General features: G+C 65.9%; 14 protein-coding genes. 8 read left to right on the top strand and 6 right to left on the bottom strand.

What is annotated here, in order from left to right; translation table 11 throughout:
• Positions 1-47: 47 nt before the first annotated feature.
• Entirely contained in the window at positions 48-344 is a 297-nt protein-coding gene (locus tag AB3X94_RS12295) for a DUF2628 domain-containing protein (protein WP_368611655.1), read from the bottom strand.
• 171 nt (positions 345-515) lie between these two features.
• On the opposite strand from AB3X94_RS12295, the gene AB3X94_RS12290 reads away from it, so the two are divergent.
• From AB3X94_RS12290 to AB3X94_RS12280, 3 genes are all read left to right on the top strand, one after another.
• Entirely contained in the window at positions 516-836 is a 321-nt protein-coding gene (locus AB3X94_RS12290; RefSeq protein ID WP_176105935.1) for a thioredoxin family protein, read from the top strand.
• 15 nt (positions 837-851) lie between these two features.
• The gene (locus tag AB3X94_RS12285) at positions 852-1,271 is read left to right on the top strand and encodes a secondary thiamine-phosphate synthase enzyme YjbQ (protein ID WP_176125723.1); all 420 of its coding nucleotides are present in this window, start codon (positions 852-854) and stop codon (positions 1,269-1,271) included.
• A 97-nt stretch (positions 1,272-1,368) separates the two neighbouring features.
• On the top strand, positions 1,369-2,388 hold the full coding sequence (locus tag AB3X94_RS12280) for a class I fructose-bisphosphate aldolase (protein ID WP_176105937.1): 1,020 nt from the start codon (positions 1,369-1,371) through the stop codon (positions 2,386-2,388).
• A 119-nt stretch (positions 2,389-2,507) separates the two neighbouring features.
• Here the strand turns inward: AB3X94_RS12280 and AB3X94_RS12275 are convergent, their stop codons facing one another.
• The gene (locus AB3X94_RS12275) at positions 2,508-2,795 is read right to left on the bottom strand and encodes a hypothetical protein (protein WP_176105938.1); all 288 of its coding nucleotides are present in this window, start codon (positions 2,793-2,795) and stop codon (positions 2,508-2,510) included.
• Between the two features lie 153 nt (positions 2,796-2,948).
• A complete protein-coding gene (locus AB3X94_RS12270) occupies positions 2,949-5,093 on the bottom strand; it encodes a response regulator (protein ID WP_312883530.1) in 2,145 nt (714 codons plus the stop codon).
• 266 nt (positions 5,094-5,359) lie between these two features.
• Here AB3X94_RS12270 and AB3X94_RS12265 point away from each other — a divergent pair, with 266 nt between their 5' ends.
• The 5 genes from AB3X94_RS12265 (at position 5,360) to AB3X94_RS12245 (ending at position 11,793) form a co-directional block, all read left to right on the top strand.
• Positions 5,360-6,985 carry an FAD-dependent oxidoreductase gene (locus AB3X94_RS12265; protein ID WP_368611711.1) on the top strand — a complete coding sequence of 542 codons (1,626 nt, stop codon included), beginning with the start codon at positions 5,360-5,362 and terminating at the stop codon, positions 6,983-6,985.
• A gap of 39 nt (positions 6,986-7,024) precedes the next feature.
• Positions 7,025-7,198, top strand: a complete 174-nt coding sequence (locus AB3X94_RS12260; RefSeq protein WP_176105940.1) for a hypothetical protein — start codon at positions 7,025-7,027, stop codon at positions 7,196-7,198.
• 140 nt (positions 7,199-7,338) lie between these two features.
• The gene (locus tag AB3X94_RS12255) at positions 7,339-8,535 is read left to right on the top strand and encodes an HlyD family secretion protein (protein WP_368611654.1); all 1,197 of its coding nucleotides are present in this window, start codon (positions 7,339-7,341) and stop codon (positions 8,533-8,535) included.
• Positions 8,532-10,121, top strand: coding sequence for a DHA2 family efflux MFS transporter permease subunit (locus AB3X94_RS12250; protein ID WP_176105942.1), 1,590 nt, complete (start codon positions 8,532-8,534; stop codon positions 10,119-10,121). Before AB3X94_RS12255 ends, AB3X94_RS12250 begins: the two co-directional genes overlap by 4 nt.
• A gap of 70 nt (positions 10,122-10,191) precedes the next feature.
• The gene (locus AB3X94_RS12245; protein ID WP_368611710.1) at positions 10,192-11,793 is read left to right on the top strand and encodes an efflux transporter outer membrane subunit; all 1,602 of its coding nucleotides are present in this window, start codon (positions 10,192-10,194) and stop codon (positions 11,791-11,793) included.
• A 46-nt stretch (positions 11,794-11,839) separates the two neighbouring features.
• Here AB3X94_RS12245 and AB3X94_RS12240 read toward each other — a convergent pair whose 3' ends face one another.
• The 3 genes from AB3X94_RS12240 to glgX form a co-directional block, all read right to left on the bottom strand.
• Positions 11,840-13,906 (bottom strand): AI-2E family transporter, encoded by a 2,067-nt coding sequence (locus AB3X94_RS12240; RefSeq protein ID WP_368611653.1) that lies wholly within the window; start codon positions 13,904-13,906, stop codon positions 11,840-11,842.
• Positions 13,907-14,000: 94 nt separating this feature from the next.
• A complete protein-coding gene (locus AB3X94_RS12235) occupies positions 14,001-14,177 on the bottom strand; it encodes a DUF2934 domain-containing protein (protein WP_176105945.1) in 177 nt (58 codons plus the stop codon).
• Positions 14,178-14,339: 162 nt separating this feature from the next.
• Entirely contained in the window at positions 14,340-16,553 is a 2,214-nt protein-coding gene (gene glgX / locus AB3X94_RS12230; protein ID WP_176105946.1) for a glycogen debranching protein GlgX, read from the bottom strand.
• Between the last annotated feature and the right edge of the window lie 188 nt (positions 16,554-16,741).

Raw genomic sequence — 16,741 nt, 5'->3', positions numbered from 1 at the left:
TCGATCACACGTCTGCGCGCAGCAATCCCCGCTCCAGCGCGAACGCATCACACGGTCACGTAGCCGCGCTGTTCGAGCGTCCAGCGATGCCAACGGTTGCCATACGCGCCGCACGCGAACGCGAATACGATCGACAGCCCGAAGCCGATCAGGTCCGCCGTCTCGCCCCACAGACCGATGCCGAGCAGAATCACGTTGATGCCCAGCATCACGAACGCGGCGAACCACATTCTTTTCGACAGCGCCCAGATGAAGCCGAGCAGGCACGCGCCCCAGCTGAAGCCGGTCGCGACCGCGATTGCGTCCTTGTGCTGCGGATGTTGCAGATAGATTCGGGCGTTCATGTTTTGCGAGGTTCCGTGCGATGACGCGGCGCGTCGATCGGTCGAGCACGCGCGCACGCTTTTTAACATGCCGCGGCGACATCACGCGCATCGGCTGCATACGGCCGCTGCGCTGACGATCCGCAGCATAGCTGCTACCCTTGGCAGATCAAGATCAAGAGCGGAGCACGCATGACCTCCTCGACAGCTTATTCCCCGAAAGCCCCTTCCCGCGCCGAGCTCGACTCGCTGCCCGGCGCCACCGTCGTCGAATTCGGCACCGACTGGTGCGGCTATTGCCAGGGCGCGCAGGCCTCGATCCGGCAGGCGCTCGCGCCGCACGCGGGCCTGCGGCATCTGAAGATCGAGGACGGTCCCGGCCGCCCGCTCGGCCGCTCGTTCAAGGTCAAGCTGTGGCCGACGCTCGTGCTGATGCGCGACGGCGCCGAGGTCGCGCGCGTGGTGCGGCCTCGCAGCGCCGAGGACATCGAGGACGCATTCGCGTCGCTCTGACATTCGAGCTCCATCATGCGCCAGGTCATCCATCATCTGCGTGTCCAGGCCCGTGGCCGCGGCCTGGTCGAATTTACCGACGACGCGCGCCGCTTCGTCGACGATACGGACATCCGTACAGGTCTCCTGACGGTGTTTTGCCGGCACACGTCGGCGTCGCTGCTGATCCAGGAGAACGCCGATCCATCGGTGCGGCGCGATCTGCAGCGCTACTTCGAGAGCCTCGCGCCAGAGGACGACACGCGCTACGAGCACGACACCGAAGGCCCCGACGATATGCCCGCGCATCTGCGCACGGCACTCACGCAGGTGCAGCTATCGGTGCCCGTCGAGCATGGAAGAATGGTGCTCGGCACATGGCAGGGGCTCTATCTGTTCGAACATCGGCGTCAGCCACAGCCGCGCGATATCGTGTTGCATCTGCTCGGCGAATAAAGTCCGCTTTCGCACCCACCCGTCACGCAAAGGAAACCGTCACCGGCACTTCTCCGCACACCGCATCGTACGGAGCCTACCCAAGGGAGCACACCTCATGGACACCCGTAGCGAGCTGCAAGCCACCGTCAAGGCGATGATTCAACCGGGCAAGGGGCTTCTGGCCGCCGACGAAAGCGGCCCGACCATCGCCAAACGCTTCAAGACGATCGGCCTCGAATCGACCGAAGAAAACCGTCGCGCGTATCGCAACCTGCTGCTGACGACACCCGGCCTCGGCGAGTTCGTGAGCGGCGTGATCCTCTACCAGGAAACGCTCGGCCAGAAAGCCGACGACGGCACGCCGTTCCCGCAGGTGGCCGCGGCGAACGGCATCGTGCCTGGCATCAAGGTGGACCTCGGCAAAGTGCCGCTCGCGCTCGCTCCGGGCGACGAGATCACCGAAGGCCTCGACGGTCTCGCCAAACGCTTCGTCGATTACAAGCGGCAAGGCGCTCGCTTCGCGAAGTGGCGCGCGGTCTACAACATCAGCGCGAGCCTGCCGAGCCGGCTCGCGATCGAGGCGAACGCCGATTCGCTCGCGCGCTACGCGGCGATCAGCCAGGAAGCCGGCATCGTGCCGATCGTCGAACCCGAGGTGCTGATGGACGGCGATCACACGATCGAGCGTTGCGCCGAAGTGACCGAGGCCGTGTTGCACGAGGTGTTTCATGCGCTGCATCGGCATCGCGTCGTGCTCGAACATATCGTGCTGAAGCCGAGCATGGTGTTGGCCGGCTCCGAGCATGAGCAGCAGTCGAGCACCGCGCATATCGCGGCGGCGACCGTGCGCGTGCTGATGCGCACAGTGCCCTCTTCGGTGCCGGGTCTCGTGTTCCTGTCGGGCGGACAGTCGCCCGAGGAGGCTACCGCCAATCTCAGCGCGATGAACCGGCTCGGCGCGCTGCCGTGGAATCTGAGCTTTTCGTATGGGCGCGCGTTGCAGGAGCCGCCGTTGAATGCGTGGCGCGGCCAGCCGGGCAATGTAAAGGAAGCGCAGCAGGCGCTGCTCAAGCGCGCGCGTCTGAATGGCGCGGCCGCGCTCGGCAAGTACGACCCGTCGATGGAAAAGGATTGAGCGCTGGCGGGCGCAGCGCGAATCGCCCGTCATCACGCTTCTGTACGAAACCGCAGGAGCCGACACGCCGGGGGACCGGCGCGCGGCTCCTGCCGTTCTTCTGCCTCAATACGCGGCGCTTACTGCCCCTTCGTATCGCTGCTCGCGTCGGCGCCCGGCGTATTCGTCGAGTCGGTCATGGGCTTCTTCGACTTCGAGTGCTTCTTCATGTGATGGTGGGTCGCAGGCGTAGCCGTCGTCGCCGGGCCCGCATCGCCGCCCTCGCGCGACGAGGTCGCGGCGTTGGTGTTCGGGTCGGTGCCAGCCGGCCCCCCGCCGCCACCGGCGCCACCGCCGGCACCTTGGGCCATCGCGAGCGACGAAGCCGCGAGCAAGGTGGAAACTAGCACTGCGTGTCTGATCTTCATGGCGATTCTCCTGGGTGTCGAGAGGGTCGAAACGAAGTGGGCGCGCGGCAGCCGCACGCGCAAACCTCGCAGTCTTTTCAGCAAGGGCTGTGCCGCAGCACAGCACGACAGGAAAAGCACATGCACGCAATGCGCGAACGGCGTGCCGCGGCTTCAGGGGCCGCACGCCACCAGCGCATGCAATTCGTCGATATTGAAGGGCTTCGAGAGGATTGCGATGCCGAGCCGACGCGCGCGGTCGAGCTCGTCGGCGTAACCGGTCATCAACGCGATCTTCTGCGACGGCCACGCGCTGCGGATCTTCTCCGCGAGGTCGATACCGTTCAGCTTGCCCGGCATCTGGATGTCCGACAGCACGAGCTCGAAGCGCTCGCCGGCGCTCAGCACGTCGAAGGCCTGGTCGGCGGTCGGCTCGTGATGGACCTCGCAACCGAAGGTTTCGAGCACCGCGGTCACGCCGGCCGCGACGTCCTCGTTGTCCTCGACGAGCAGTATGACCCCGGCCGCGGCCGGCAGCGGCTGGCGCGCATCGGCGCCGGCCGTTGCGGCGCGCTCACGATAGCGCGGCAAAAACATCCGTATCGTCGTGCCGCTGCCCAGCACGCTGTCGATCTTCGCGGTGCCGCCGGCCTGCTCGGACATCGACAGCACCTGGGCGAGCCCGAGGCCGGTGCCCGAGCCGCGCAGCTTGGTCGTGAAGAGCGGCTCGAACGCGCGTCGCGCGACCGATTCGGGCATGCCTTCGCCGTCGTCGGAGCAGGCGATCAGCACGTACTCGCCGTCCGGCAGGAGCGTGTCGCTGCCGACCAGCCGATTGTTCTGGCAGCGGATCACGAAGCGCCCGCCGCGCGGCATCGCATCGCGCGCGTTCATCGCGATGTTCACGATCGCGAACTCGAGATCGGTCGGATCGACGAGCACCTGCCACAGGCCCTCCGGTATGCGCAGCGCCAGCTCGATCGTGTCGCCGAGCGCCGCGTTGATCAGCGGCACGGCGGCCGGCAGCCAGCGCGCAAGCTCGACGGGCTCCTGCTTCAGCGGCTGCTTGCGCGCGACGCTGAGCAGACGCCGTGTCAGCGCTTCGGCCGTGGCGGTGGCACGCTCGACCGCTTGCACTTCCTTCTCGAGATCGTTGTAGTGCTTGAGCCGCGCTAGCTCGGTATTGGCCGACACCACCATCAGCAGATTGTTGAAATCGTGCGCGACATTGGCGACCAGATTGCCGAGCGCGCCCATGCGCTGCAGTTGCCGGCTCGACGCTTCGGCCGACAGACGCATTGCGACCTCGCCCTGCCAGCGCTCCCACGCGCGGCGCTCCGCTTCGAGCTGGCGCAGCGAATACAGCACGAGCGCCCAGATCGCGATACAGGGCATCGCCGTCAGCGCCGCGATCAACAGAAAGTGCATGCGCCATGCCGCCACGATCGACGACGTCGCGTACGCGCTCATCACATACAACGGGTAGTCGCCGACGCGGCGAAACGCGAGCAGCCGCTCGACGCCGTCGACGCTCGAATCCAGACGCACGTGGCCGAACAGCTGTTTTTCGCGCAACGCGGACATGAACGCGCTGTGCATCGACGGCCGCGCGCCGGCCGGCCATGGCGGATAGCGCACCAGCAGATTGCCGTCCTGCCGGTATAGTGCGAGCGCGAGCGACTGATCGCCGTTGGTCAGTTCGTGATAGAAACGCGAAAAATATTCGTTGCGCAGCGCGACCGTGACCGCGCCGAGAAACCGACCGTTCGCGTCCGAGCGGCCGATCGCGGTCGTGAAGACGTCCACCTTCGAGAGCGGGCCGAACATCGGCAGCGAGAAATACGGCTCCGGACGCATCGCCTTCGCGGCGAGAAAATCGTCGCGCTGGCCGATCTGCACCGCCGGCGCCGGATACGCGAGGCTCGACACGAGCAGCTCGCCGTTCACGCCGAGCAGCGCGATCGATGCCACCTGCGGAAAGTCGCCGCCAATGCTCTGCAGGCGCTCATGCAATTCGCGCTCGCGCGTACGGATCTGCGCATCGTCGGAATCGCCGAGCAGCTCGATCACGCGCGAGGCCATCTGCCGGTTCAGATCCAGCACCTTGACGGCCTGCTCTTGCGCCACGCGCGCGAGGCGGTCGATCATATCGTTCGCATCGGAGATCCGGCGCTGGTAGTCGAAGTAGCCGTAGCCCGCGAGGCAGGCCAACGGAAACACGATCGACACGGCCAGCACGATCAGCAACATGCGCCGTGTCGCCGCGAAGTTGCGTGACGGCATCGGCACATCGACTGCGACACGTTCTGCACGCTGCACGGTCACCTGCTCCATCAAAGTTGGCTACGGTCAGGGAAGGCATTGCCTGTGAATTCGCACGCCGCTGTTCGCGCGCTAATTCCCCTGCCTCGAAATTTACCGCAACTCGGCCTATCTTCCCAAGCGGGTTCGCTGCATCACTTCGCTAAGCCGCGCGGGCACACCGATTGCTGCCCTATCGCTGCTTGATGGCAAGCCCACGTCCGTTCCTGCTCGCGACGCGCCTCGCTGCGCTGCGCGAGCCTTTCCATGCGCGAGGCCTCACCATGTCGACGACTGCCCGCCGCGTTGCGCGGCTATCGGAATTGCCGGCGGAGCGCGCGGTGCGCGTCACCGTGGACGACACGCCGATCCTGCTCGTGCGCGACGGCGACACCGTGCGCGCGTACTCCCCGGATTGCCCGCATGCGGGGGGCCCGCTCGAAGAGGGCGCGCTGTGCCACGGCCGCATCATCTGTCCGTGGCACAAGGGCACCTTCGATGTCACGACCGGCAACGTGCTGGAGCCGCCCCCGCTGCTGCCGCTCGATCGCTACCCGGTCACGCTCGATGGCGACGACGTGCTCGTATCGGCGGAAAAAATCGCCGCGCCGGATGCGGCGGCGCGCACGCCCGCGCTCGATGCCGCCGCGCAACGCAAGCACTACGTGGTGATCGGCGCGGGCGCGGCCGGCGCCGCCGCCTGTGCCGCGTTACGCGAGTTCGGCTTCGAGGGCCGCATCACGCTGATCGGCGACGAAGCGCACGCGCCGTACGACCGCACCTCGCTGAGCAAATTCGTTCCATCGTTCGAAATGCCACCCGCCGACGTGCCGCCGCTGTTGCCGCCCGATTGGCTGCACACGCACGGCATCGAACGGATCGTCGCGAAGGTCGCGCGGCTCGACGTGCCCGCGCGCACGATCCATTTCGAAGCCGGCGCGGGTAATGGCGGGCAGAGCATCGAGCCGCTCAAATACGACACCGCGCTGCTCGCCACCGGCAGCGTGCCGAAAGTGCCCGACATTCCAGGCTGCGAACTCGGCGGCGTGCACGTGCTGCGGCACCTCGACGATGCCGCCGCGTTGATCGACGCGCTCGGCGACGATGCATCGCAAACCCGCGTCGCGATTCTGGGCAGCAGTTTCATCGGCCTCGAAGTCGCATCCGCGTTGCGCAAGCACGGCGTGCCCGTCACCGTGATTTCGCGCGACAAGGTGCCGTTCGTGAAGCAGTTCGGCGAGCGCGCGGGCCAGATGTTTCGCGCGCTGCACGAAAGCAATGGCGTGAAGTTTTATCTCGACGCGAAGGTCGCCTCGCTTGAGGGCGAGGAAGGCAACGTGCATACGGTGATGCTCGCGGACGGCGAAGCCATCGCCGCCGATGTCGTGCTGCTGGGCACGGGGGTTGCGCCGGCTACAGGATTCGTCGAAGGACTGCCGTTGCAGAAGGACGGCGGCGTGGTCGTCAATGCCGGCATGAGCGCCGCGTGCGGTCTGTATGCGGCCGGCGATATCGCCGTGTTCTCGCTGCACGAGAACCAGGAGCCGCTGCGTATCGAACATTGGCGCGTCGCGCAGCAGCATGCGCGCATCGCCGCGCAGAACATGTGCGGTTTGCGTACCCGCTATGCGGACGTGCCGTTCTTCTGGACCTATCACTACGGCAAGAACTTCGAATACCTGGGTCACGCGAGCGAGTGGGATGAGATCGTCGTCGATGGCGACTTCGATCATCACCAGTTCATCGCGCTGTACGTGCGCGACGGCAATGTCGACGCGGTGTTCGCCTGCGAGCGCGAAGCGCTGACCGCGCGGCTTTCGGACGCGATGCGCGGCGGGCTGTCGCGCGCCGAAGCGCTCACGATCATCGGCGCGACGGCCGGCAGCGCGCCGCAAGCGGCGGCGTCGTGAGCCATCGTCTTGCCGTTCAACGTTGAGAAAGGAGCCACCATGACGACACACAAGGAACAGCATCCGCACTCGGAAAAGAGCGAACAGCAGATCGACGAACAGGTCGAGGACAGCTTCCCGGCTAGCGACCCGCCTTCGACCGGCGGCACCACGAAGATCGAGCCGGAGCAGGACAAGGCAAAGGCCGGGCACGACAAGCCCGCCGGTCAATAGGCGCGTGGCGGCGCGCTGCGCGCTGCCCGTGTTTCCCGAGTGCCCGCGGCCTCGTGCATTGCTGTGATCACGGCGGCCGCGGGTGGCATCTACTGCACTCCCCCATTCTCAACCCCCTGGAACGACGGAAACGACTCACCATGTCAGACGAGACCGGCTCGGCCAGCACCGGGAAGGAAGCATCCGGGCGTGATGCGCCGCACGGGGATGCGCGCCGCGACGGCAACGACGCACGCGATGACGGAGGCAAACGCGGCAACGACAAGAACAAGGACAACGGCGACGAGGACAGCCAGCAGAAAAAGCCCGGCAAAAAGCCGCTGATCATCCTCGGCGCGGTCGTCATCCTGATCGGCATCGTCGGCTTCGTCTGGTGGTTCGCGACCCGCAACGAAGTAACGACCGACGACGCCTACACCGATGGCAACGCAATCACGATGGCGCCGAAAGTCTCCGGCTACGTGGTGACGCTGGCGGTCGACGACAACCTGTTCGTGCACAAGGGCGACCTGCTGCTCGTGATCGACAAGCGAGACTACCAGGCACAGGTCGATCAGGCGAAGGCGCAACTCGGCCTTGCGAAGGCGCAATTGAACGCCGCGCAGGTGCAGCTCGATATCGCGGGCGTGCAGTATCCCGCGCAGTACCGCCAGGCGAAGGCGCAGACCTCGTCGGCGGAAGCGAATCTGCGCGAGGCGCAAGCCGCCTGGCAGCGTCAGCACTCGGTCGATCCGCGCGCGACCACGCAGCAGAACGTCGATACCGCCGACGCGCAGCGCCAGTCGGCCGGCGCGAGCGTCGAGCAGGCGCGTGCGCAGCAGCGCACCGCGAGCCTCGTGCCGCAGCAGTTGCGCGAGGCCGAGGCCAGCGTCGACGAACGCCGCCAGCAGGTGCATCAGGCCGAGGCGCAGCTCGAACAGGCGCGGCTGAATCTGTCGTACTGCGAGGTGCGCGCGCCGTCGGATGGCTGGATCACGCGGCGCAACGTGCAGCTCGGCAGCTTCCTCACCGCGGGCGTGTCGCTGTTCTCGATCGTCACGCCGCAGGTGTGGATCACCGCGAACTTCAAGGAATCGCAGCTCGAACGCATGCGCCCCGGCGACAAGGTCAAGATCGACGTCGACGCGTATCCGAAGCTCGAGCTGCGCGGCCATGTCGATAGCGTGCAACTCGGCAGCGGTTCGCGCTTCTCGGCGTTCCCGACCGAAAACGCGACCGGCAACTTCGTGAAGATCGTGCAGCGCGTACCGGTCAAGATCATCATCGACGAAGGTCTGCCGCGCGATCATCCGCTCGGGCTCGGCTTGTCGGTTAAGCCGAAGGTGTACCTGAAATGACGGCGTCCGATGCCGCGCCAGGCGACGAATCGTCGAACTGGAAGCCATCCGCGAATCCGTGGCTGATCGCAATCGTCGTCACGCTCGCGGCGTTCATGGAAGTGCTCGACACGACCATCGTCAACGTCGCGTTGCCGCATATCGCGGGCACGATGTCCGCGAGCTACGACGAAGCGACGTGGACGCTGACCTCGTATCTGGTCGCCAACGGCATCGTGCTGCCGCTCTCGGGCTTCTTCGGCCGGCTGCTCGGCCGCAAGCGCTATTTCCTCGTCTGCATCATTGCGTTCACCGTGTGCTCGTTTCTGTGCGGCATCGCGACCGATCTGTGGCAGCTCATCATCTTCCGCTGTTTGCAGGGCTTTTTCGGCGGCGGGCTGCAACCGAACCAGCAGTCGATCATTCTCGACACGTTTCCGCCGCAGCAGCGCGGCCGCGCGTTCTCGATCTCGGCGGTTGCGATCGTCGTCGCGCCGGTGCTCGGACCGACACTCGGCGGCTGGATCACCGACAACTTTTCGTGGCGCTGGGTGTTCCTCGTGAACGTGCCGTTCGGCGTGCTGACCTCGCTCGCGGTGATGCAGCTGGTCGAGGACCCGCCATGGAAACGCAAGGGCGACCTGCGCGTGTCAGTGGATTACGTGGGCATCGTTCTGATCGCGGTCGGCCTCGGCTGCCTGCAGGTGATGCTCGATCGCGGCGAGGACGACGACTGGTTTTCATCGAACTTCATTCGCATGTTTACGGTGCTCGCGGTGTCGGGCATCGTCGGCGCGACCTACTGGCTGCTGTACACGAAAAAGCCGGTCGTCGATCTGCGCTGTCTGAAGGACCGCAACTTCGCGCTCGGCTGCGTGACGATCGCCGCGTTCGCAACGATTCTCTATGGCAGCGCGGTGCTCGTGCCGCAGCTCGCGCAGCAGCAGCTCGGCTATACGGCGATGCTCGCGGGCCTCGTGCTGTCGCCGGGCGCGGTGCTGATCACGATGGAAATTCCGCTGATCAGCAAAATGATGCCGCACGTGCAGACGCGCTTTCTGGTGGCGACCGGCTTCGGGCTGCTCGCGTGCGCGCTCGCGTATTCGCATACGCTCACGCCAGACATCGATTACTTCACGCTAGTGAAGATGCGCAGTGCGCAGTCGCTCGCGATCGGCTTCCTGTTCGTGCCGATCACCACGCTTGCGTATCTGACGGTGCCGCCGCGACTCAACGACGACGCGTCCGCGCTGTTTACCATGTTCCGTAACGTCGCGGGTTCGATCGGCATCTCGCTGTCGACCGCGATGGTTCGCGAGCGCACGCAGGCGCGCATGGCGCACCTGTCGGAGTTCATGTCGCCGCTTTCGCAGAACTACAACGATACCTTGCAACGCAACGCCCAGAGGATCGCCGACATGAATGGCATGCCGCATTCGCAGGCGCTGCAAACCGCAAACGGCCATCTGTACACCACGTACATCTCGCAGGCGACGTTCCTCGCCTATGTCGACGTGTTCGCGTTCCTCGCGATTTTCTGCACGCTTTGCATTCCGATCACGATTTTCTTTTCACCGGTCAAAGCGTCCGGCGGCGGAGGACCTTGAAGTGAAGCTTCGTTTAAGGCGCAACGTTCCCGATTCCGCTACGGGTTTGATTGCGTGTGTCGTCGTCGGCATGCCCGCGCTGCTGCTCGCTTCCTGCACGGTCGGCCCCGACTTTCATGCGCCGCACGCCGACGTGCCGGCGCAGTGGCACGATACCCAGCGCACCGCTGCGAGCGATGCGGCCGCAAGCGGCGCATCATCCGCAACGGCGGCCAACGTCGCTTCGGTGCCGACGCTCGACACCGATCCCGACCCGCGCTGGTGGCGCAGCTTCAACGATCCGACGCTCGACGCGCTGATCGCTCGCGCGGCGCTCGGCAACCTAGACTTGCAGCAGGCGGTGCTGCGCATCGTCGAAGCGCGCACCCAGGTGCAAGCGGCGGCCGCCCAGGGTCTGCCGAACCTGCGCGCGACCGGCAGCTATCAGCGCGAGCAGCTCGGCCTCAAAGGTTTTCTGCAGGAGAACGGCGCCTTCGATAAGGTCGATCAGCTCGGCGCGCCGAATTCGCCGGTCAATGCGATCGCACCGGGCGCGGGCGCCGCGCTGCAAAACGGCGCGAACAACCTGCTCGATCAGCTCACGGCGCCGATCAATCTGTGGCAGGTCGGCTTCGACGCGACCTGGGAGCTCGACCTGTTCGGCCGTGTGCGTCGCTCGGTCGAGGCCGCGAACGCGCAAACCGAGGCCGCGTACGAAAGCCGCAACGACGCGTTGCTATCGCTCGAAGCCGAGGTCGCACAGACCTATATGCAGTTGCGCGGCGCGCAGACCTTGCACGACATTGCGGTGAGCCTCGTCGAGCAGCAAGGCGAGACCGTCGCGTTGACGGAGAACCAGGCGAAGGTCGGACTCGCGAGCCAGCTCGATGTGCAAAGCGCCCGCGCCCAGCTCGCGCAAACGAAAACGCAGTTGCCGCAATACGACCAGCAGATCGCCCAGGCGCTGAACGCGCTCGCGTATCTGATCGGTGAGCCGCCCGGCGCGCTCGAAGCGCAGCTGAGCGCGCCGCAGACCGTGCCGCCGGTGCCGCCCGTCGTGCCGGTAGGCCTGCCGTCGACGCTCGCGCGGCGCCGGCCCGACATCCGCCGCGCCGAGGCGAACCTGCATGCGGCAACGGCGAGTGTCGGCGTCGCGGTCGCGCAGTTCTATCCGGACGTGTCGCTGACCGGCAAGGCCGGCACGCGCGCGACGAATGCGCGTGATCTCGCGCGCTGGTCGCACCTGTTCTATTCGTTCGGACCCACCGTGTCGCTGCCGATTTTCGAGGGCGGCGCGCTGGTCGCCAATCTGCGCATGTCGAAGGCCGAGCAGGCCGAGGCCGCGCTCGATTACCGCAAAACCGTGCTGAGCGCGCTGCGGGACGTGGATAACGCGCTCGTCGTCTATCGCACCGATCAGGCGCGGCGCGATGCGCTCGCCGACAGCGTCAGCGCGCAGCAGACCTCGTTCGATCTGTCGCGCGACAGCTATCGCAAGGGGCTCACGAGTTTCATTAACGTGCTCGACGCGCAACGGCAGCTCGCGCAGGCACGCGAGCAATACGCTCAAGGCACGACCCAGGTCAGCACCGATCTGGTGGCGCTCTACAAGGCGCTAGGCGGGGGCTGGCAGAGCGATGCGGATGCGGCGGGAGCGGCTGGCGCGGCGGCGCCGCCAGGCAGTGGCGGATAACCGGCCGCGATGCGGCGAGGCCGCAAGACGGCAAGGCCGCAAGGCGTCAGCCATGCTCGAACTGCGGCTCCTCAATCACCGTTCGCGTCGCATCGAGATGACGGCACGCGGCTAGCATCTGCTGCAACGACGTCACCGCGCAATCCGCTTCCAGCGACTCTTGCTGCTCCGCGCTCCACTGCTGCGTATCCTCGGGCGCCCAAAGGCCGACCACGATCGACACGTTCGGCAAGCGCGCGCGGATGCGCCGGATCAGATTGCGCAGATGCGACGGAATGCCGTCGATCTGCAGATACAGAAGGCAGACGATGCCGACGTCGTCGGCCTCGAGGCTATCGATCGACGCGCGCGACACCGCCTCGTGCGGCAGCGAGCGCGCCGCGAAGCCGTGCTTGCCGAGCAACTGCAGCAGGATGATCGTCGCGAGCGCATCGAGCGGGCCACGGCCCGGCAGGCACAACACGCAGCTCGTCGGCGCATGCCATGCGAATACGGGCTCTATGACGGAAGGATCGCTGCCCGGCTCCGGCTGCGGGCCGTGGGTCTCCTCCGGCGTGACCGTCGCGGTGCTCATGCCACTGTTCGCCGCGTCGAGCGATCGTGGCATCGCCCGCGCGGCCCGCGTTTCGTCGGAGGGCGCGAGCGGGCCCGCCGCGCCCCAGTGCGACTGCCTCGCGAGCGGTGCGGGCTCGCGATCCTCGTAGCCGTCGAGGCCGTCGACCAGCTCGTTGGTCGTCGATTCGATGCGCGCGAGCTGTGCGCTCGTCACGCTGCCGCGCGTTACGTCGCTGGCCGCGAGCCGCAAGGCCCCGATCGCGACTTCGTCGTAATAGGCCGACAACGAGCGATCACGCAGCAGCACTTCGGCCTGCTCGATCGGTTGATCCGGATCGCCGGCGAGCGCGCGTTGATAGAAGTTTTCGACCGGCGTCAGCGGGGGCTGATCGCCGAGCAGCACGTCGAGAAACTCCAGACGCCGCACGTGCCGGCCGAGCACCAGCAGACACAGCGTCAACGGTGTCGACAGGATCAGTCCGATGGGCCCCCAGATCCAGCTCCAGAAGATCGCCGCGACCACCACCGAAAACGGCGACAGGCCCGTGCTGCGCCCATACAACAGCGGCTCGACCACCTGCCCCACTGCGAGCTCGGCGACCACGAACAGCACCAGCGACCAGATCGCCATCTCCCAGCCGGGACTGACCGCGGCCGCGAGCGCGGTGGGCAGTATCGCCGCGATCCAGATGCCGACGTAGGGCACGAGCCGCAACAGCGCCGCCAGAATGCCCCACAGAACCGGGCTCGGCACGCCGATCAGAAACAGCCCCGCGCCGATCACGACGCCGACGCCGGTGTTCACGCCGAGCTGCGACACGAAGTAGCGGCTCAGGCGCCGCGCGGTCTCGTCCATCACCGTGGTCGTGCGATGCAGGTCGCGCGAGCCGAACAGCCGGATCGCCCGATCGCGCAGGTCGTCACGTTGCAGCAGGATCACGATCGTGACGACGAACACGATGAACGCGGTTTCCAATGGACTGATGGCCGGCGACAATACGCGTCGCGCGAGCTCGAACGGCGTCGGCACCGGCTCGCGCACTTCCACCGGCACCGCCGTCGATGCCTGCGGGCTCGCCGCGGCCGCCGCACCGTTCGGCGCTGGTAATTGCGGCGGCTCGATCGTCGCGGGCTGCAACGCCTGCCCTGCCTCGCTCGCGAAACGGTTCAGCTTGCCGATCGTCAGGCTGTGCACGGTATCGAGCTTGTGATGGATGGTCGCCTGATAGCGCGGCATGCCGGCGGCGAGATCAGTCAACTGTGTGGCGATCACCGCGCACAACAGCGCGATGACCGACACCGAGATCAGCACCGCCGCGCACACCGACGCGACATGGCCGAGTTTGAGCCGGGCCAGTGCATCGGCGAGCGGCGCGACGAGAAAGCTCAACAGGATCGCGAGCGTGATCGGAATCATCACCGCGCTCGCGAAGTACAGGCATGCGACCGCGATCACCGCGACGACGAATGTGACGAGGCCCTCGATACCGAAGGCGGCGGTCGCTGCCTGAATACGCGCGGCGGGGCTCGTGGCGCGCGGCTCGGGTGTGTCGTTCATCTTGTGAAGGAAGATCGGGCATGAGAAAGCGGTCCCCGAGCCGCGCGCGATGCGCCGGCTCAGAGTCTCGTTACTCCGGAAGGCTAAGTAACGCCTATTTCATCGTGTCGCCCGACACCGGCCCGCTCTCGACCGGTGGTGCTTCCTTCTCGATCTCACTGCGCGCCTGCTCCCAGTATTGCTCGGGCGTGCCCTTCGGCTCGGCCGCTTGCTCCCACAGATAGTAGGCGCGCGTGCGGATCTGCTCGTCGACGCTCGGTTCCTGTTCCATTTGTTCACCCCAGCCTGGCTGTTTGCGTTCGCGCGTCTATCGTCGCGAAGAACGGAGACGCGTGCGTGTCGTCGACAACAGAGGGAGCAAACCTTGTACCCGGGCTGCGGCCCGCTTGTACAACGGAGTGCAACGGAACTGGCGTCGCTCACTCACCAGGACCTAGCCTGGCGCGGAGTCGCCTTCGTCGGAAGTCAACTGCTCTTCGAGGCGGTCGAATACGCGCTGGGTCGCGCGGCTCGGCGCTTCGAGCGCGAACAGCAGCAGCGAGCGGCCCGTCACCTGGTACGAATCGCCCGCGCTGAATTGCGGCAGCTCGGCGCGCACCGGCATGTTGGTATCGACGAGGCAGGTCCAGCTCTCGCCCTCGGGAAGGTCGGGCAGCGTGAAATTGACGACGTCGTGATGCGCGTTCAGCACCAGCAGCAAGGTCGCGTCGGACGCGAGGCGGCGAATTCCGCTCGCTTGCGCGCGGCCGTCGATCACGAGGCCGAAGCAGCGCATCGCCGGATCGGCCCATTGCTCGTCCGTGATGTCGGTGCCGTCCGGCGATAGCCAGCGCGTGTCGGTCACGTCGAGCGTCTCGTTGTATTCGCCAGTCAGAAACCGGCCGCGCCGCAGCACCGGCAAGCGGTGGCGCAGCGTGGTCAGCTTGCGCACGAACTCCGTCAGCCCGCGGCCGTCGTCGTCGATCGCATCCCAATCGACCCAGCTGATCTCGTTGTCCTGGCAATACGCATTGTTGTTGCCCTGCTGCGTGCGGCCGAATTCGTCGCCGGCGAGGATCATCGGCGTGCCCTGCGACAGCAGCAGCGTCGCGAGCAGATTGCGCTTCTGGCGCTCGCGTTGCTGGCGGATGTCGGCGTCGTCGGTCGGTCCTTCGACGCCCATGTTCCACGACCGGTTGTCCGCATGGCCATCGCGGTTGTCCTCGCCGTTTGCGTCGTTGTGCTTGTCGTTGTACGAGACCAGATCGTTCAGCGTGAAGCCGTCGTGCGCGGCGATGAAGTTCACGCTCGCCCACGGCCGCCGGCCGCGGTGATTGAACTTGTCGCCCGACGCGGTGATGCGTGTGGCGAGATCCGCGGCGGTGCTCTCGTCGCCCTTCCAGTAGGCGCGCGCGGTGTCGCGGAAGCGATCGTTCCATTCGGCCCAGCCCGGCGGAAAACCGCCCACCTGATAGCCGCCCGGGCCGCAATCCCACGGCTCGGCGATCAGCCGGATGCTGGAGAGCACCGGGTCCTGGCGGCAGCTGTCGAGAAAGCCGCCGCCTTCGTCGAAGCCGTGATCTTCGCGGCCGAGGATCGTCGCGAGATCGAAGCGGAAACCGTCCACTTTCATTTCGGTGACCCAGTAGCGCAGACTGTCGGTCACCATCTGCAGCACACGCGGATGCGACAGGTTCAGCGTGTTGCCGGTGCCGGTGTCGTTGATGTAGTAGCGCGGCTCGTCGGGCATCAGCCGGTAGTACGACGCGTTGTCGATGCCCTTGAACGAGATCGTCGGGCCGCGTTCATTGCCTTCGGCCGTGTGGTTGTACACGACGTCGAGTATCACTTCGAGGTCGGCCTGGTGAAAGCGGTCGACCATCTCCTTGAACTCGCCGACCGACTCGGTCGACGACGCGAAGAAACGCGGATCGGCCGCGAAAAAGCCGATCGTGTTGTAGCCCCAGTAGTTCGTCAGCCCCTTGTCGAGCAGATGTTTGTCGTTGACGAAGGTCTGGATCGGCATCAGCTCGACCGTGGTCACGCCGAGGCTGCGGATGTGGTCGAGCACCGGCTGCTGCGCCAAACCCGCGAACGTGCCGCGCAAACGCTCGGGCACTTGCGGATGACGTTTCGTATAGCCGCGCACGTGCGTCTCGTACAGAATCACGCGCTCCCACGGCAGCGCGTTGCGCTCCGGATGACTCCACGAAAAATTCGCGTCGACCACCTTGCATTTCGGCACGAAGGGCGCGCTGTCGCGCTCATCGAATGACAGGTCCAGCTCTTCCGAATCGAGCGTATAGCCGAAAATTTCCGGCGCCCATTTCAGCTCGCCGATGTGCGCCTTCGCATACGGATCGAGTAGCAGCTTGTTCGGATTGAAGCGATGCCCGTTCTGGGGCTCGTAGGGGCCATGCACGCGATATCCATAGACGGCACCGGGTTTCAGATTCGGTACGAACACATGCCATACCTCGTCGGTGTACTCGGGCAGTTCGATGCGTTCGAGTTCGTGCTGGCCGGATTCGTCGAACAGACACAGTTCGACCTTCGTCGCGTGCGCGGAGAACAGCGCGAAGTTGACGCCGCTGCCGTTCCATGTCGCGCCGAGCGGAAATGGCGTGCCTTCGGAAATGCGCGTCGAGTAGCTGGCTGGGGATGACATAAGTGTTCTCAGTGGATGCAAGGAGGCTGGTATCTCGGGGGCATGTATGTGCTTTTTTTCAACTGCCCTTCCACGTGTTCCGGGCTGCTCGCTATTTAAGTGTAGGCATTCGGGGCGAACGCGCCGGACATTGCACAGCGCGCACCCAGCAGGCGAGTTCGAACAGCAACTTTTGGGCCTGACGGGCT

Origin of the sequence: Paraburkholderia sp. BR10923 (assembly GCF_040948765.1) — a bacterium.
GTDB lineage: Bacteria > Pseudomonadota > Gammaproteobacteria > Burkholderiales > Burkholderiaceae > Paraburkholderia > Paraburkholderia youngii.
The sequence above is the reverse complement of the archived record's forward strand: the minus strand, read 5'-3'. Positions and strand labels throughout refer to the sequence as shown.